This window comes from Clostridium sp. AM46-21, from assembly GCF_003480025.1.
In the GTDB taxonomy this organism is placed as follows: domain Bacteria; phylum Bacillota; class Clostridia; order Lachnospirales; family Lachnospiraceae; genus Coprococcus; species Coprococcus ammoniilyticus.
In genome coordinates this window covers 209,329-227,762 of the sequence record NZ_QUIB01000001.1, presented here as the reverse complement: position 1 = coordinate 227,762, position 18,434 = coordinate 209,329, and the positions used below count along the sequence as shown (strand labels likewise).

Sequence of the window (18,434 nt, the reverse complement as noted above, 5' to 3'; positions counted from 1 at the left end):
CTTAGAATAATCCGCAAATTACACCATCATCATTTACACTGATATTTTCAGCAGCCGGCACCTTAGGCAGACCAGGCATTGTCATGATCGTACCAGTGATTGCGACCACAAAGCCGGCACCTGCACTGACATATACTTCACGGATATTAATATCAAATCCTTCCGGTCTTCCAAGCTTCTTTGGATCATCCGAAAGTGAATACTGATTCTTTGCCATACATACAGGGAAGTTTCCAAATCCCATCTCTTCAATCTTAGCGATCGCACGATCTGCTTCCGGACTGTATGTTACATTTGCTGCACCATAGATCTCTGTTGCAATGCATGAGATCTTTTCTTTAATTGACAGCTCATCTTTATATAATACTTTAAAATCACTCTTTTTGTTCTCAAGTGTATTTAATACTGCATTTGCAAGCTCGATACCGCCTTCGCCGCCTTTTTCCCATACATTTGCAAGAGCGAAATCACAGTTTCTGTCTTTACAGAATTTCTCCACAAACGCAAGTTCCGCATCTGTGTCTGTGATGAAACGGTTTAAAGTAACGACAACAGGAACCTGATACTTCTGAAGATTCTCGATGTGCTTTTCAAGGTTTACGATACCTTTCTTTAATGCTTCCAGATTCTCCTGACCAAGCTCTGTCTTCGGTAAACCGCCGTTGTACTTCAATGCCTTTACGGTCGCAACCAGAACAACTGCATCCGGCTTCAGTCCGTTCATACGGCACTTGATATCAAAAAACTTCTCTGCGCCAAGATCTGCTCCGAATCCAGCCTCTGTAATTACATAGTCTGCCAGCTTTAATGCTGTCTTTGTTGCGATTACACTGTTACAGCCATGTGCGATATTTGCAAATGGTCCACCATGCACAAGTGCAGGTGTATGCTCCAACGTCTGGATCATATTCGGCTTGATTGCATCCTTTAAGAGTGCAGCCATAGCACCAACCGCTTTCAGATCCTTTGCTGTTACAGGCTCGTTCTGATAATTATAAGCAACAATGATCCTGCCAAGTCTTTCCTTCAGGTCATTGAAATCCGCTGCCAGACAAAGGATCGCCATGATCTCTGATGCAACCGTGATCACGAAGCCATCTTCTCTTGGCACACCATCTACACGCTTTCCAAGTCCGATCACGGTATGACGCAGCGCGCGGTCATTCATATCCATACATCTTTTAAATACGATACGGTTCACATCAATGCCGAGTGCATTTCCCTGATGAATATGGTTATCCATCATTGCTGCAAGCAGATTGTTTGCAGATGTGATTGCATGGAAATCACCAGTAAAATGAAGATTCAGATCCTCCATCGGTACTACCTGTGCATATCCGCCGCCGGCAGCACCGCCTTTGATACCAAAGCACGGACCAAGTGATGGTTCACGAAGTGCGATAACCGCTTTCTTGTTCAGTCTGCCCATAGCTTCACCAAGTCCGACTGTAATCGTTGTCTTGCCCTCTCCTGCAGGAGTCGGATTGATCGCTGTAACTAAGATCAGCTTACCATTCTTATTTTTCTGTACGGAAGCGATCAGCTCATCTGACAACTTTGCTTTATATTTGCCATACATCTCGATATCATCTTCTTTGATGTCAAGCTTTGCTGCAACCTCCTTTATATTCTTCATCTCTGCCTGCTGTGCAATTTCGATGTCGTTTAACATTTAATATGTCCTCCCTGAGTGTAATTTTATCCTATAGCAGGTAAAATCTGCCTATGCACGCTATATCCCTTCACCGGCATTTTCCCTGTATAAATATCATTTGAATCTGTATTATAAATTATTATCTATATATTCGTCAAATTCTTCCTGCGTCATAAGTATCTTTCTTGCCTTTGTGCCTTCCTCCGGACCTACAACCCCGGCACCTGCAAGCTGATCCATGATACGTGCCGCACGGTTAAAGCCGATCTTAAACGCACGCTGCAGCATTCCGATCGAGGCCTTTTCTTTATCAATGATAAAGCGTCCGGCTTCTACAAAATAATCATCCTTATCACTTCCACCGCTCATACCGGGTGCACCGGCCGCTCCGGTCTGTGTAATAGACTTAGATATATCATCATCATACGTTCCGACACCGTTCTGTTTCTTCAGATACTCCACAACGGCTGACACTTCTTCATCAGAAACAAAAGCTCCCTGTACACGAACCGGTTTTGGATAACCGGTCGGATAAAATAACATATCACCCTTACCGAGAAGCTTCTCTGCACCATTCATATCTAAGATGGTTCTGGAATCTACACCGGATGATACAGCGAATGCAATTCTCGATGGAACATTTGCCTTGATCAGACCGGTAATAACATCTACCGATGGACGCTGAGTTGCTATAACCAGATGGATACCTGCTGCTCTGGCAAGCTGTGACAAACGGACAATCGCGTCTTCCACTTCTCCGTGAGCAACCATCATCAGGTCGGCAAGCTCGTCCACAATCACAACGATCGTCGGCATTTTCTTTAGCTTCTCATCATCTACTGATCCGGAAGCAAGTGCCTGTTCTACTTTGTCATTATATCCCTGTATATTTCTGACTCCACATTCTGCAAACATCTGATATCTTCTGGTCATTTCCTCTACCGCCCAGTTCAGTGCACCGGATGCCTTCTTCGGATCGGTTACAACCGGGATCAGCAGATGTGGAATGCCATTATAACAGGCAAGCTCTACCATCTTCGGATCGATCATGATAAGTTTTACTTCTTCCGGTTTTGCCTTATATAAGATACTCATTATCAGCGTATTGATACAGACCGACTTACCGGAGCCTGTGGCGCCGGCGATCAGCAAATGCGGCATCTTGGCTATATCCGTAACTATAACCTGTCCACTGATATCTTTACCGACTGCAAATGCGATCTTGGATTTGGAATTCTTGAAATTATCCGATTCCACCAGTTCACGAAATGCAACAATTGAATTTTCTTTGTTTGGTACTTCGATTCCGATCGCTGCCTTGCCGGGGATCGGAGCTTCGATACGAATATCCGCGGCTGCAAGATTTAACTTGATATCATCGGCAAGACCAAGGATCTTACTGACCTTCACGCCCTGCTCCGGCTGCATTTCAAACCGGGTAACCGCCGGTCCGCAGCTATAATTTGTGATCGTAACATTAACACCAAAGTTTTCCAATGTATTCTTCAACTTGATTGCTGTAGAGCGTACCTGTGCATCCCGGTTCGCATTGTGATTCTTCGGCGGCTGTGCCAGAAGATTGGGTCCCGGAAATTTATACTTTGCCCCCTCTTTATAGCTCTTCTGTCCGGGCTTGTCTGCCGCCGGTGCAGGCTTTTTCACTGTCTGAGAGTTCTCTGTTTTTCCTGTCACACTGGAAAATGCAGAATCCATATCCGGATCGTAATCATCCGGTATCACACTAACAACCTCCGGATGCTCATTTCCATTGATCGCACCGGAAAGAACATCTTCCTCATCCTCAAATTCAGCATCAAAGATGTCTTTTGTCCGCTGAACAGGAATCTCCTGTGTATCACCCATAGGAACTGTCGACGGAACACTGGCTGCCGTTTCCACAGGAGCAGTTTCTGATTTTCTCCTGCTCTTTGTAACTGACGTTTTCTTCGCAAACGATACCGGTATCTGTTCTTCTCTTTCATCATGAAGTACAATCTTCTCTACATCATTATTAAATGTAAGGAAATCGTCATCCGGTACATTTATTTCATGGATCTCATCCTCATTCTCAAAGAAGTCCTTCGCTTTGCCCTTTTGCTTTTCACCGCTTTCATAGACCTTCAGGTTCTCAAGCCTTACCTGGCTGTTTCCGGACTTTCCGGACTTTTTCTTATTCTTTTTAACCGGTCTGCACTCCTGCTCCGGTTCTGCATATTCTTCTTCCCTGTAAAAGCTGTTGATCAGATTCTTAAATGTATCGATCACTGAGATTCCCGTGATCAGGACAAACATAACAAGCGCACCAAGGATCATTACCAGTGTTACGCCCACGATACCGATCGTATTCCGGAAGATAAAGAACAGACCGCCACAGATAATTCCACCGCCCATATGCTCCTTATATCCATCCAGATATAACTGTTTTACAGATAAATAATCGGTTGTGAAGATCATCTGGCTGATCATCGATATGATCATCAGAACCACACCGATATAGATTACTTCATTTCTAACCTTTTTATTACCAAGATTGGAAATAATAAATGCCGATGATATAAAAAGATATACCGGAAATATGTATTCGGCAAATCCGATCACACCAAACAGGAAACCGGATATTGCATCGCCGACCTTTCCACATTTGCCAAAGTTAGCGATCATCAAGAATATGGAAAAAGCAAGAATGACTAACAGGATTACTTCCAGACGTACTTCCCTGTTATCTTCTTCTATCTGTTGTTCCATCTGTTTTTTTGATGTATTTGGGTTCGATACTGTATTTGACCTTTTAGCTGTACTATTTTTTTTCACCGTACCATTTTTCCCGGTTCCACCGGTGGCTCTGGCCGTTCCGTTCTGTTTTGCCGTCCCGTTTTTCTTTCTGGTTTCAGCCATTTTCTTCTCCCACTTACTTAACTTAAATTAACGTACAAAATAATAAATGACAGATATCACACCTGCGCATAAACAATAAATGGAATATCCCTTGAATTTATTGTTCTTTACTGATTTCAGCATCACTTTGATACAAAGAAAGCCTACAATGCCCGCAACGATCATACCGATCACATAATTCAGGATCTCTGATCCGGCAAGACTTGCACCTGCCAGATCCGGGATCTGAAGAATACATGCCCCAAGGATTGTCGGAATCGACATGATGAATGAATATTTTACTGCAAATTCTCTGTTGAATCCACATGCAAGACCTGCTGTGATCGTAGAGCCCGATCTTGAAATACCGGGAAGAGTTGCAATCCCCTGCGCCAGACCGATAAATAACGAATTCTTATATGTAGCCTCTGCCGGTCCTTTATTGCCCTTCTGAACACGATCAGCAATAAATAAAATCACAGATGTGATACAGAGACAAAATCCCGGAACTAATAAAGTATTTCCGGCATTTTCAATCTTACTCTCAAACGGAAGTGCGATCACCATAGTTACAAGTGTTGATAAAATAACAAGCATTACGAATTTACGGTATTCCGTTTCAATGATCTTACGATATGGTTTCTTCTCCTTGGAAAACAGATTTGCAAAAAATCTCCCTACATTGCAGCAGGCAAGACCGATAATCGTAAATCCTTCTACGATCAGTTCAACAATATCCTTCCAATACACAATAAAGATGGCAACCAGTGTGCCAAAATGAAGCAGGATATCAAACATGATGCCTGTATCTGTATTTACATGAAACATGTTCTTAAAGATTGCGAGATGTCCTGAACTGCTGACGGGAAGAAACTCGGTTGCTCCCTGAATGATTCCCATAATGATTGATTCTAATAGTGACATAATTGCTCCGATCTGCTGTATAACCAGCACTGTTTTATTGTTTTCTCCATCTATACCGTTTTTCTATGTACCGGCCAATAGCCGTAAAAAAACGAACCATCAGCCTATTTTACTATCATTCCATCAATTTATCAAGTCATAGAGTTTGTTTAATGCAGCCGATATTCCTCCGATCCTGTCAATAATGCCGCATTCGACCGCTTCTTTTCCAACAAGAACCGAACCGATATCTTTGGATAATTCCTGTGTATTGAACATAATCGATCTTAATGAATCTTCACCGATCTTGGAATGACAAGACGTAAACTGTATGATTCGATCCTGCATCCGTTCGATATATTCGTAATTTTGTCTCACACCTAGCACAGTATCGGATACTCTGAGAGGATGCACGACCATCGTTGCTGTCGGTACGATAAATGATACATTACCTGATACTGCAAGTGGCACACCGATTGAATGACTTCCTCCAAGCACCAGTGTAACAACCGGTTTGCTGATTGATGCCAGCATTTCTGCTATTGCAAGACCTGCTTCTACATCCCCGCCTACTGTATTTAATAATACAAGCACACCTTTGATGCTCTCGTCATCCTGAACAACCGCAAGCTCTGGCAATACATGCTCATATTTTGTAGTCTTGGTATCGGATGGCAGACTGACATGCCCCTCAATCTCCCCGATGATATCAAGTAACAATATATTATATTTTTCACTGTTTCCATTTATGATGATCTGACCATTTTCTACAATGAGTTCCTGTCTTTTTAATTCCTGATCCATATAAACGACTTCCTTTCTTATAGTCAGAAATGTTCCGCCTGTATAAATACGAATATCATTTTTGCTTTCCCATTCAACCATAACTTTTTTGCAAAAAATAACAGGCAGGAAGATTTTTTCATTTCTTCCTGCCTATTGTTTGATACTTTATATGAAATTATTCATAAATTACATAACGAGTGTAATCTCATTTACATCATCCAGTTCATCAAATAGAATATAGTTATCTTCCATCGCCTTTCCATTTACAGTCATGCTCTGGCAGCCACTTTCATGTCCGTCCGGATTCGTAACATGAATATTTAACTTCTTGCCACGATAGTTCTTTGTGATATCGAACTCTTTCCAGTCGGATGGTACTGCAGGTGCGATCTTAATTCCGTAGAAATCAGGACGCATACCCATGATACCCTCAACACATCCAACCATACAGGTGGATGCTGTTCCTGTCAGCCAGTGAACATGGGAACGGCCTTCATAAGGACTTCCAACTGACTCCGTGAACTGACCATGGCAGTAAGGCTCTAACTTACGAACCTCAGCCTTATCATTCATAGATGCCGGTGAACTCTCGTCAAAGTATTCAAATGCACGATTACCATGTCCCATCAATGCTTCAGCAGGATGATCCAGCCCTGTGGCTGTGAGAAGATACCTGCATTCTCCTTTGTTCCTGCATTGAACAGAAGCATCAGTGCTCCGTCAAACGCATGCTCCTTATATGGCGGGAACATCAGTCTGACACCATATGGTGTATTTAATTCTCTGTGAACAGATTCCAATGCAAGCTCGCTCTGTTCTCTGGTAGCAAGGCCACTGATAACTGCCCATGACTGAGGGTTCAGCCACATGCTTGCTTCAGGATCATTCTTGGAACCGATCACCATACCGCCCTCTTTATATCCACGGATATAACGGTCATCTTCCCAGCATTTCTCCTGAATGGTGTTACCCATCTTATACTGGATCTCATTGATATAGTCAATATAATCTGCATCGTCTTTTAACTCTGCAAAATACTTAATTACAGTCATTGCATAATAAAGCTGCATTGCTACAAATGTAGACTCTCCACGCTTGCCAAGTCTTAAGCAGTCGTTCCAGTCCGCATGAAGTCCTGCAGGCATTCCATTGTCACCCAGACGATTCATAGAGAAGTCGATTGCTCTCTTCAAATGCTCGTATACGGTTCCTTCATCCTTATTTGCAAATGGGATAACCTCATCTATAAAACCAATATTACCTGACTCTGCGATATATTTGTAAATGGTCGGGAATAACCATAATGCATCATCTGCACGATATGCAGGATGTCCGGTCTCTTTTACATAAGATGGATCATCTGGTGTATCCTCATGACCAGGGTTGTGTGTGTACTTAACCAGCGGAAGTCCGCCACCATTATCTACCTGAGCGGATAACATGAAACGAATCTTTTCCAGTGCCATTTCCGGTGCAAGATGGATGATACCCTGAATATCCTGTACGGTATCTCTGTAGCCATAACCGTTTCTCAGACCACAGTATGTAAAGGATGCAGCTCTTGACCAGATAAAGGTCATAAAGCACTGATAAGAATTCCATGTATTGATCATGTTGTTAAATGACTCGCTCGGTGTCTTAACCTGGAAGTTATTCAACTTGCCATGCCAGTAATCGATCAGCTCCTGAAGCTCTGCAGCGCAGGTCTTCTCATCTTCATAGGCTTTCATGATCTCATTTGCTGCAGCCTCGTCCTTCATACCAAGGATGAATGAAAATGTCTTTGATTCACCAGGTGCAAGCGTCACCTTTGTCTGAAGCGCGCCACAAGAATTCTCGTTATAGTTTAATTTATTACCACAGTCACCATTGATAACAGCAACCGGGTCAGCATATGTGTGATACATACCAAGGAATTCTTCTTTATCTCCACAGTAAGAAGCAACTTCACTGCCTGCAAGTCCGAAGAAACGCTTGTTTACAGCATTTCCATCCACTGAATCATTAACTACATTCTCATTGATCACCTGAAGGATCTTCTGATCTCTGTAATAGGTTCTTGAAATAAATAATGTATACTGTAAGTTTACCTGATCCTGCTCATAGTTACAGTCATTTGTAAATTCACAGAAACCGATCGCAGACAGATGCCTGGTCTTATTGGATTTGTTTGTAAGAGTTACATTCCATACCTCATGTGTCTTATCCAGCGGTACATAATAAAGTACCTCAGAATGGATACCGGAATAATCTGCCATAATATTCGTATATGCAGTTCCGTGATGACATTCGCTCTTATACTCATCCAGGCTCTTGCCTACCGGCTGCCAGGATGCTGACCAGAAATCTGAAGTATCGTCATCTCTTAAGTATACATATCTTCCCGGCTGGTCAAAGCTATTGAAGATGTAACGGATAATTCTTCCGTTTGCACCACTCTTCTCAAAGCTGTAACCACCTGCATTATTGGAGATAATTGCACCATAGGCAGGCGAACCAAGGTAGTTCGCCCAAGGTGCAGGAGTATCCGGTCTGTCTATTACATATTCTTTTCTGGTTTCATCAAAATGTCCGTATTTCACACACATACCCTCCCGTATATTTTTTGTTTTATTTATTCTCAACGTCCTTTAAGCTGAGACTGATACGTCCAGCTCTTTCGTCGATCTTGATAACCTTAACAACAACGTCGTCGCCTACATTTACAACGTCTTCAACCTTTGCTACTCTCTTATCAGAAAGCTTTGAAATATGGATCAGACCGTCTTTGTTTGGTGCAAGTGAAACGATCGCACCACAATCAAGGATCTTGACAACCTTACCCTTGTAGTCATCACCAACAACAAGTGGCTCAACGATCATCTTGATCATGTTCATAGCCTTGTCCATGCTCTCCTGATCAACGCCGCATACAGATACGTTTCCATCATCATCGATATCGATCTTAACGCCTGTCTCCTCAATGATCGTATTAATTGTCTTTCCTCTCTGTCCAATTACTTCGCCGATCTTATCAGGATCGATCTTGATCTGAACGATCTTTGGAGCATATTCGTTGACATGTGTTCTTGGTGCAGGAATTGCGCTGCTCATAACACCGTCCATAATGAATAATCTTGCTTCTCTTGTTCTCGCGATAGCTTCTTCTACGATCGGCCTTGTCAATCCGTGGATCTTGATATCCATCTGGATTGCTGTGATACCCTTATAAGTACCGGTTACCTTGAAGTCCATATCTCCGAAGAAATCTTCCAGCCCCTGAATATCTGTTAATACTACATAATCATCATCTGTATCACCTGTAACCAGACCACAAGAAATACCTGCAACCATTGACTTTAATGGTACGCCGGCAGCCATCAGTGACATACAGGATGCACAGGTAGATGCCATAGAAGTAGAACCATTTGACTCAAATGTCTCAGATACGGCACGGATCGCATATGGGAACTCTTCTACAGATGGTAATACTGGAAGCAGAGCACGCTCAGCAAGTGCACCATGTCCGATCTCACGACGTCCCGGTCCTCTGGATACCTTTGTCTCACCAACAGAATATGATGGGAAATTATAGTGATGCATGTATCTCTTGGATACTACATTCTCATCTAAGCCATCGATCTTCTGGATCTCTGATAATGGAGCCAGAGTTACGATATCGCAGATCTGTGTCTGTCCACGAGTGAACATTGCAGAACCATGTACTCTAGGAATGATATCAACCTCAGCAGCAAGTGGTCTGATCTGGTTGATCGCACGTCCATCCGGTCTCTTATGATCCTTTAAGATCATCTTTCTAACTGTCTTCTTCTGATACTGATATAATGCTTCAGGGATCAGTGCAAGCCATTCTTCATTGTCAGCAAATGCCTCTTCTAACTTCTCTCTGATCTGTCTGATATTTTCTTCTCTTACCTGCTTCTCATCTGTAAATACAGCAACTTCCATCTCAGCAGGAGTTACGATCTCTTTCATAGCTGCAAATAATTCTTCCGGAATTGCACAGCTTACATAATCATGCTTTGGCTTACCAACTTCTTCTACCATCTTGTTGATGAATTCAATGATAGAAAGGTTTACATCATGTGCCTTGTAGATTGCTTCGATCATCTTGTCCTCAGGGATCTCATTTGCACCAGCCTCGATCATGATAACCTTTGTGCTTGTAGATGCAACTGTAAGCTTCAGATCACCCTCATCCCACTGTTTCTGTGATGGGTTAATGATGAATTCTCCATCGATCATACCAACCTGTGTCATTGCACATGGTCCGCAGAATGGAACATCTGAAATTGCTGTTGCGATAGCTGAACCAAGCATGGCAACCAGCTCTGGTCTGCACTCAGGATCAACAGATGTAACAAGGTTGTTTAATGTAACATCATTTCTGTAATCCTTAGGGAATAATGGACGCATAGGACGGTCGATAACACGGGATGTAAGTACTGCATTCTCAGATGCTTTTCCCTCTCTCTTATTGAATCCGCCAGGGATCTTTCCTACTGCATACATCTTCTCTTCATATTCAACGCTTAATGGGAAGAAGTCGATTCCGTCTCTTGGCTTCTCAGATGCAGTGATCGTTGATAATACAGTTGTATCACCATAATGCATAAATGCAGCGCCATTTGCCTGTGCTGCTACTCTGCCGATATCAACACGAAGTGTCTTGCCGGCAATGTCCATAGAATAAGTCTTAAATTCTTTGCTCATTTTCTTTTCTCCTGTTTTTCTATTATTAACCGCAGCAGGCTCGAAACAACTACAAGACGCACCTTATAGATACAGCTTGTAGAAGTCTCGAATTGCCATGCCGCAATCTCTTAAAGTTTAGCATACTCATATGTCAAATACAAGATTGAATCCAAAAAAAACAGGCCATCCCAACATACATTGGAACAACCTGTCTTTCTTATCTGTGATGCAGAAATTATTTTCTTAAGCCAAGGCTCTCGATCAGCTTTCTGTAACGCTCAATGTCTTTGCTCTTTAAGTAAGCAAGCATGTTTCTTCTCTGACCAACCATCTTTAACAGACCACGATTTGAGTGGTGATCCTTAGGATTAGCCTTAAAGTGCTGGTTTAAATCATTGATTCTTGCTGTAAGAAGTGCAATCTGTACTTCTGCTGAACCTGTGTCATTTGCATCCTTGCCGTACTTAGCAACGATTTCCTGTTTCTGCTCTTTTGTTATCATAATAACAATCCTCCATAATATTATACTTGGCCTGAACTGGGTAAAAGGACGGAGACTCCTTAAACTAAGTACAGGCTGACCTTTGTCAGACTACCACACTTTCAAAGGTGTGTCAACTTTAAAATCAGGGTTTTCTGTGTTTTTGGCTGCACAAAACATATTTTTTGTTTTTCAACTACTATATAACAAGCATTTTCTGTTGCTTTTTGTTTTTCAACTACTATATAATAGCATCATGACGATATGGAGAGCAATATAAATATACTGTTCTTCAGACATCTGACACAGACACATCAAATGTAAAATGCTGTCTGTGTTTATTCTACATGAAGGAGATTACTTATTATGTCAGGTTCAACATTTGGAAATAAATTCAAGATCACTACATGGGGCGAATCCCATGGAAAAGCACTCGGTGTTGTCATTGACGGCTGTCCTGCCGGTCTTCCACTTACCGAGGATGATATTCAGGTATACTTAAACCGCAGGCGTCCGGGCTTCTCCCAGTTCTCAACGCCAAGAAAGGAATCCGATCAGGTAGAGATCCTTTCCGGTGTATTCGAGGGAAAGACCACAGGCACTCCGATCTCACTGATGGTTCGGAACACCTCCCAGCGCTCCGGTGATTACGGTGACATCGCTACCTACTATCGTCCGGGACATGCTGATTATACCTTTGACCAGAAATATGGTTTTCGCGATTACCGTGGTGGCGGCCGTTCCTCCGGCAGAGAAACGATCGGCAGAGTTGCTGCCGGTGCGATCGCTGCAAAGATCTTAAAGACATTGAATATCTCATTTACAACCTATGTCTCATCGATCGGCGATATCGTATCCGACCCTGCCGACTTTGATGCAGACTATATCTCAAAGAATGAACTGAACATGCCGGATGCAAAAAGCTGCGCAGCTGCATCTGCATATCTTTCTGATATCATGGCACAAAATGATTCGATCGGTTCTACTGTCAAATGTATCGTATCCGGTGTTCCGGCAGGTCTTGGTGATCCGGTCTTTGATAAATTAGATGCAAATCTCGCCAAAGCCCTTATGTCGATTGGTGCCGTAAAAGCGGTTGAGATCGGGGATGGCGTCATGGTATCCGAAAATACCGGCTCTTATGATAATGACGGTTTCCATATCGAAGATGGTGTTGTAAATAAGAACTCGAACCATGCCGGTGGAATCCTTGGCGGAATCAGCGACGGTTCTGATCTGTTGCTCACCTGTCATTTCAAGGCTACACCATCGATCGCCAGCAAACAGAAAACAATCAATAAATCCGGTGAAAATATTGATGTGTCGATCCGCGGCAGACACGACCCAATCATCGGTCCCCGCGCTGTAGTCGTTGTAGAATCTATGGCTGCGATCACAATCATGAATGCGCTGTTTGACAACATGTCCGCAAGAATGGACAAGCTGGTGGAGTTTTATAAATAGTGAGATTTGCTGTTCTCTACAGTATGGACTTTCCCACATACAACCAACTGCCCCATACAGATGACTTGTTGCAATTTCTATTCGATGTATATGCCTGATTCGTAATACTCCTGTGTTAACTCACCTACGGATCAAACAAGCACTTGTATTTACTGGCAATATACATCGAAAAAACGAAATCTTCACAATGTTATTCTATATGGGGCAGTTGTATTTTGTATATCTGGAATATTATTTTATTTCTACAAATCTTCCATTTCTTGCATCCAGTAGAATAAGCTGATCTGGAACCTGTAACTGTGCATCAATATTTGCAAAAAGCCATACAGGAATATAACAATATTCCTCCTCTGTTTCTTCTAAATAGTATGTTAGTTCTACATGATTAAATGCAATTTGCGAATATGACGCACCATGCTTTTTGAGGTATTCCGGCAAGCCATTTTTCAAGGCTTCCATAATCTCATCCCACGTTAAAAGCCGTTCCACTTTTTTCGCTTTTTCATCCTGTTTCACCGGCATTACACAACCAATGCCAACCACACCTTTCGAAGATATTACAATGCGTAATATTAAACCGTTTGTCATAATGCTTGATTGGCTGTCATTTCTGTTGTCATATTGACCTGCTATACTTTCTACATAATACAAATCTGACACAAAAGGAGTAACTTGTTCAATTTTCGGAAGAAATGTTATAGAATATCCATCACACAAAAGTACTTCTTCCTCTGTTTCACCCTTTATATAGGATACACAAAATGGTTCTACACATCCCGTATCAACAGGCAATGAGACACATGCACCAGCATAGCCCAAAGCGGTATCTATCGCTTCCTCTATTGTTTTACTACATTGATTCCCGGCTGAAAGATCTTCTTCATTTTCACTATAATTCAAAAGATCCGAATACAGCAACTCATTTTCAGACAATATATCTGTCGGTTGAACAAGTCCATATCCGTTATCAATCTCAAAAAATTTCTCCATTGAATTCTCCGGATACAACATTAGTTCAAAGGATTCACAATAGTCTTCGTTTCCATAAAATGTAAGAAGATATTTTTGATCGTTAATCATACCAATGTACTGATCCGCCGAAAAATCAATATTCTTTTCTCTTATCTCCTGTGCAGTTTTTTTCTGTTGCTCCAGTTCCTCTATACTCGCCTGGTAATATTGTTTATAAAATGTATCCGAAATATTTTGCTTGTTTTTGCAATATTGGATTTGTTCATCACATTCAGATATTAATGGGTTGCCATCATATATATACAGGCTGTTTCGCCAAATATTGCTTCTGAAATTTTCTTTTTGTATGATGCATCCAGTCTCTCTCTGCTGCACTTCATTGTATAAAGTTGTTCTACATCTGGAATACAGACAGACTTATCTGATATCAATATTGCTTGTAAGTCGGCATCTTCTGTTTCCATCTTGCAATCAACGCTTTGCGGCACTTTCAGTTTTCCCCCTAATTCACTATTTTGAACCTCTCCCTGTATCGACTTTTTCTCCTGATCCAGCACAAACATATCACTGCTTTCTTTTTTATCACAACCTGAAAGCAATATAACAATTCCGCCTATCAATAATAAATATTTTTTAATTCTTTTTTGTATCAGCAATAATCTTTCCATCCTCAATCTGTATTATACGATCAGCATGCTCTGCTATATCTATATCATGTGTTACAATTATCAAGGTCTTTCCCTGCTCATGCAGTCCTTCTAAAAGCTTCATAACCTTAATGCCTGAGTTTTTATCCAGAGAACCTGTCGGTTCATCTGCAAGTACAACAGGAGTATCCATAACCAACGCTCTGGCAATTGCACACCGCTGTTGTTCCCCTCCCGAAAGCTCACTTGGCTTTTTCTTATACAAATCCTGAATTCCAACCTGCATCAATGCGGAAAGAACTTTTTTCTTACGTTCATTCTTCTCTATTCCCTTTGCAAGAAGCGGTACTTCCACATTTTCATATACACTATACTGATTCAATAGTGCAAATCGTTGGAATACAAAGCTCACATATTCCTTTCGAAACAAATGAAGCGCATGAGAATTCATTTTGCTAACATTCTTTTCATCATACAGATACTGACCATCTGTTGTCTGATCCATCCCACCTATGATATTTAAAAGTGTACTTTTTCCCGATCCGGATGTTCCAATAATTGCAACATATTCTCCATTTTCTATCGTCAGGTCTATCCCATTCAACGCAGGATATTCTGTCCTGCCATTTTTGTATATTTTTTTTGCTTCTTTTAATTGAATCATTTATTTTCCTCCAAGTAATTCCGCCGGAGATATTTTCTTTAACAGAATTGACGGTACAATACAGACCAAAAGAACAAGCAATATCCCTATCATTCCAATCGTCAAGACCAACCGACTGTAAATCGTATTCTTCAGCATATAAAATGTCATATTCTCTACCATAATGTCCGCTGCCAGTTTACCGGCTATTACGCACGTCATAATCAGAATTGCAATGATCAATTTTTTTATATTATCAATCAATACCATCTTTATAATATCTCTATGCGATAGCCCATAAGCAAGAAGTATCCCAAACTCTCTTCTCTGTGCCAATATGGTGTTAATTTCAAAGCACGACAGAATCAAACACACAATCACAGTGACATACACAAATAACCCAGTCATTTCTTTCCTTTCTGACTCCCTGCTCATATTATCCAGATATTTTTCTACACTATTGATGTAAAATTCTACATCCGGGTTCAAATTTAACGCATCCAGATAACTTTGAACATCATCAAATGAATAACCATCTTTTAATGTAAAAAAACAATTATATGTATTGTCCATTTCTGAATTTAAAATTATCAAAATGCTATAATCAAGTATTTGATAAGGTATCGCATTCTGGTCTTCCGGATACATGTTCATCAGATCATCACTATTTGGAGCTAATACACTGTTCTTCTTCAGAATCCCCTCTACAACATAAACCTCTTCTCCATGTATAAGGCGGGTTCCCAGCTGCACTTTATCTTTATAACGATACCCCAGATAGATTGGAATCGCATCACCATATAAAGCATAATCAATCTCAGAAGGACATCTGCCTTGCAGCAGATCAATTTTCATCATATCCCACGCTCCAGCGTCCAGCCAGGTAGTTTCCAAACTTTTCCCCTGTATTGCATATCCGGGATCATAAACATTCTTTTTTTGTATATCTTGCAGTAATTTCAAGTCTTCATCTCTGTATTCCGATGCATCATATTCGATACGCCAGTCTCCGGATATTGCCAGTGAACCATTTCCCCATCCAGATGAACATGCATCTATGCCACTAAAACTTTTAACAACTTTCAAAAGATCAAAATTTGAATTATACTGAATATCTGAAGGATTCCCTTCAACACTTATGCTTCCTAATGTTTTTATTTCTTTTCGTATAGAACGCTCTACCGACTTCTTCGTATCTGTTTCTAGACTGACAAAATACACCAGAAGTCCAATTATTGTAATTCCAACAATATATAGAATAACATTAAAAAAACTTCGAATTCCTTGTTTCCATTCATTATCCAACGTAATTTTCCATAAATACCTAAGTTTCATTTATAGATCCATAATCCCTTCTGCCAGATTAATCCGACGCAACTTCATAATTATGATGAAAATTGACATATAAACAAGAACAACAGATGTTCCTGCCATAAACGCAACACCATCATATGAAATACTATACCATACAGAATCTGTCAGCCAGACATTATATACGCTATTTGCAATAAAAACTGCAATAAATGAACAGATAAACATTGGCAGCATCTCCATAAATAATCTTCTTGCGATCATATTGCAGTTGCAACCACAGGCACGATATATTACATAATCTTTATATCTTTTTTTTGTAAACATATCAATCACCTGAATATAAACAACAATACAAAAGAATAACAATAATACATATATTATAATTAACGCTTTTATTTTTTCATTCGGTGATGCAATCGAACGATCTATTACTTTTATATCAAATGTTGTATCGGATATTTTTTCAAGTTCCGAAATAAATTCATCTATTTCATTTATATCAAAACTATTTTCTGATCCAATATAAACTCCAAATATTCCCCACTTCATATTAGAAATTGAAAAAATATTATCTATAAAATTCCTGCAGAATTCCTCAAATTGATATTCTGTTTGAGGAAAATAGGCAAAACACACATCTGCCTTATCTGCAACAGGTTCATAAATTCCAACAACTTGATACTCTTCATTATTAATTTTTATGTAATAATATTCTTCTTTTTTCACCATTGTATTTATCATATCCTCAGATACAATTGCAACTCGAGCTTTTTTCTCTAAATCGTCCGAACATATTGATCGCCCCTTAGTGATATTAAATGGCAATTCATCCTTCAATGAAAAAACTGCCAGTTCTGACCTTTCCTGAAGCATTCCACTAACCCGAACATTGGCATATGAATACACCGTGAACTTTCTTCCATACATTGCTTTTATGATCATTTTGGCAGTTTCAAGATGTTCCTTCTGTCTATGCCTATCTGGAACATCAATCGACATAGCTTCAAGTTCACCCGCCTGATTATATTCTGCCTTAAGATGATTCATACATACATCACACTTTGTTTCAATTCCTGCCAAATTAGAATAATTGCCATTATATAACCTTCCCTTTAACTCAGCCTGCATTTTATTAATAATATCAAAGCATTGAAAAATAATTATAAATATAAGTGTATAAACGACCAAAAACAACCTAAAAAATTCTTTATCTCTTATCCTCATTTTAATCTTCCTTTGATAATCTACAACCATTATATGTAAAAAATTCTTTATCTCTTATCCTCATTTTAATCTTCCTTTGATAATCTACAACCATTATATGTACATCTTCTTGTATTATATATTAATCGTGTGCATATATTTCTTTAGAATCTGCACCTTTTAATGATATTGTAACAGTAAATACACAATATGCATCACTAACAATTTTTGAATCACTATAGGTTTTATTTTTTTTATTTAAATTACCCGTATCCATTCTTTTTACTTTTACATCTATACCCTGTATTTTACCAGATATTGAACCTGATGTAGCTTCAGTTGCCTTTCCTCCCCCCAATGCTGCAGTCATGATGCAGTTATCTTTTTTCTTACTATAATCATACATACGAGCCGATCCTGTTAATGTTGCAGCTCCATTAGTTATAGAGTTACTCGCCGATGTTGCCGAAACAACAAATGAACTAAATAATGTAATACAACATGCCAATAATATTATATTCCTTTTTATCTTCTTCATTTTTCCTCCCTTTTATGCAATATAATGGTTGCAATTGTAGTATTGCATATGCGTATTATATATGTCAACATATATTTATATTTTCTAAATATATGTTGACATATAGTATTTTAAAATTACAAAAAAGACCTTGTAGTTATATATAACTACAAGACCTTTTTAACATATCCAAAATGCTGTTTTCTTTTTTATTTTTCTTTCTTATCAAGCACCAGATGCGCCGCATACAGTCCCAGTGATACGACGATGCCGCCACCAAT

At 40.1% G+C, this 18,434-nt stretch carries 13 protein-coding genes and 1 pseudogene; 1 reads left to right on the top strand and 13 read right to left on the bottom strand.

Annotation, left to right across the window (positions count from 1 at the left end; translation table 11 throughout):
* Position 1 precedes the first annotated feature (1 nt).
* From DW959_RS01070 to rpsO, 7 genes and pseudogenes are all read right to left on the bottom strand, one after another.
* Complete coding sequence (locus DW959_RS01070; protein ID WP_118614995.1) at positions 2-1,672, bottom strand: formate--tetrahydrofolate ligase; 1,671 nt, start codon at positions 1,670-1,672, stop codon at positions 2-4.
* 111 nt (positions 1,673-1,783) lie between these two features.
* The gene (locus DW959_RS01065) at positions 1,784-4,549 is read right to left on the bottom strand and encodes a DNA translocase FtsK (protein WP_182430039.1); all 2,766 of its coding nucleotides are present in this window, start codon (positions 4,547-4,549) and stop codon (positions 1,784-1,786) included.
* A 27-nt stretch (positions 4,550-4,576) separates the two neighbouring features.
* Positions 4,577-5,482 carry an undecaprenyl-diphosphate phosphatase gene (locus DW959_RS01060; RefSeq protein ID WP_347475290.1) on the bottom strand — a complete coding sequence of 302 codons (906 nt, stop codon included), beginning with the start codon at positions 5,480-5,482 and terminating at the stop codon, positions 4,577-4,579.
* Positions 5,483-5,575: 93 nt separating this feature from the next.
* Complete coding sequence (locus DW959_RS01055) at positions 5,576-6,235, bottom strand: ATP-dependent Clp protease proteolytic subunit (RefSeq protein WP_118615031.1); 660 nt, start codon at positions 6,233-6,235, stop codon at positions 5,576-5,578.
* 168 nt (positions 6,236-6,403) lie between these two features.
* Positions 6,404-8,799: pseudogene (locus tag DW959_RS01050) on the bottom strand (N,N'-diacetylchitobiose phosphorylase).
* Positions 8,800-8,827: 28 nt separating this feature from the next.
* A complete protein-coding gene (locus DW959_RS01045) occupies positions 8,828-10,930 on the bottom strand; it encodes a polyribonucleotide nucleotidyltransferase (RefSeq protein WP_118614992.1) in 2,103 nt (700 codons plus the stop codon).
* Positions 10,931-11,147: 217 nt separating this feature from the next.
* Positions 11,148-11,414, bottom strand: coding sequence for a 30S ribosomal protein S15 (gene rpsO / locus DW959_RS01040; protein WP_008400751.1), 267 nt, complete (start codon positions 11,412-11,414; stop codon positions 11,148-11,150).
* 345 nt (positions 11,415-11,759) lie between these two features.
* On the opposite strand from rpsO, the gene aroC reads away from it, so the two are divergent.
* Complete coding sequence (aroC, locus tag DW959_RS01035) at positions 11,760-12,857, top strand: chorismate synthase (protein WP_117807609.1); 1,098 nt, start codon at positions 11,760-11,762, stop codon at positions 12,855-12,857.
* A 231-nt stretch (positions 12,858-13,088) separates the two neighbouring features.
* Here aroC and DW959_RS01030 read toward each other — a convergent pair whose 3' ends face one another.
* The 6 genes from DW959_RS01030 to DW959_RS01005 all read right to left on the bottom strand — a co-directional run bounded on the left by DW959_RS01030 (position 13,089) and on the right by DW959_RS01005 (position 18,174).
* Positions 13,089-13,847, bottom strand: a complete 759-nt coding sequence (locus tag DW959_RS01030; protein WP_118614989.1) for a hypothetical protein — start codon at positions 13,845-13,847, stop codon at positions 13,089-13,091.
* Positions 13,848-14,107: 260 nt separating this feature from the next.
* On the bottom strand, positions 14,108-14,497 hold the full coding sequence (locus DW959_RS01025; protein WP_147353055.1) for a hypothetical protein: 390 nt from the start codon (positions 14,495-14,497) through the stop codon (positions 14,108-14,110).
* On the bottom strand, positions 14,463-15,140 hold the full coding sequence (locus DW959_RS01020; protein ID WP_117807611.1) for an ABC transporter ATP-binding protein: 678 nt from the start codon (positions 15,138-15,140) through the stop codon (positions 14,463-14,465). The genes DW959_RS01025 and DW959_RS01020 overlap by 35 nt, the downstream gene beginning before the upstream one ends.
* On the bottom strand, positions 15,141-16,424 hold the full coding sequence (locus tag DW959_RS01015) for an ABC transporter permease (RefSeq protein WP_182430038.1): 1,284 nt from the start codon (positions 16,422-16,424) through the stop codon (positions 15,141-15,143).
* Positions 16,425-16,454: 30 nt separating this feature from the next.
* Complete coding sequence (locus DW959_RS01010) at positions 16,455-17,657, bottom strand: ABC transporter permease (protein WP_117807613.1); 1,203 nt, start codon at positions 17,655-17,657, stop codon at positions 16,455-16,457.
* 121 nt (positions 17,658-17,778) lie between these two features.
* Entirely contained in the window at positions 17,779-18,174 is a 396-nt protein-coding gene (locus DW959_RS01005) for a hypothetical protein (RefSeq protein ID WP_117807614.1), read from the bottom strand.
* Positions 18,175-18,434: the final 260 nt, after the last annotated feature.

Bases quoted from the DNA above. Each gene is read 5' to 3' on its own strand.
- DW959_RS01045 (WP_118614992.1), bottom strand. From the start codon at position 10,930: ATGAGCAAAGAATTTAAGACTTATTCTATGGACATTGCCGGCAAGACA.
- DW959_RS01020 (WP_117807611.1), bottom strand. From the start codon at position 15,140: ATGATTCAATTAAAAGAAGCAAAAAAAATATACAAAAATGGCAGGACA.
- DW959_RS01025 (WP_147353055.1), bottom strand. From the start codon at position 14,497: ATGGAAAGATTATTGCTGATACAAAAAAGAATTAAAAAATATTTATTA.
- DW959_RS01055 (WP_118615031.1), bottom strand. From the start codon at position 6,235: ATGGATCAGGAATTAAAAAGACAGGAACTCATTGTAGAAAATGGTCAG.
- DW959_RS01005 (WP_117807614.1), bottom strand. From the start codon at position 18,174: ATGAAGAAGATAAAAAGGAATATAATATTATTGGCATGTTGTATTACA.
- DW959_RS01065 (WP_182430039.1), bottom strand. From the start codon at position 4,549: ATGGCTGAAACCAGAAAGAAAAACGGGACGGCAAAACAGAACGGAACG.
- DW959_RS01010 (WP_117807613.1), bottom strand. From the start codon at position 17,657: ATGAGGATAAGAGATAAAGAATTTTTTAGGTTGTTTTTGGTCGTTTAT.
- aroC (WP_117807609.1), top strand. From the start codon at position 11,760: ATGTCAGGTTCAACATTTGGAAATAAATTCAAGATCACTACATGGGGC.
- DW959_RS01030 (WP_118614989.1), bottom strand. From the start codon at position 13,847: ATGGAGAAATTTTTTGAGATTGATAACGGATATGGACTTGTTCAACCG.
- DW959_RS01070 (WP_118614995.1), bottom strand. From the start codon at position 1,672: ATGTTAAACGACATCGAAATTGCACAGCAGGCAGAGATGAAGAATATA.
- rpsO (WP_008400751.1), bottom strand. From the start codon at position 11,414: ATGATAACAAAAGAGCAGAAACAGGAAATCGTTGCTAAGTACGGCAAG.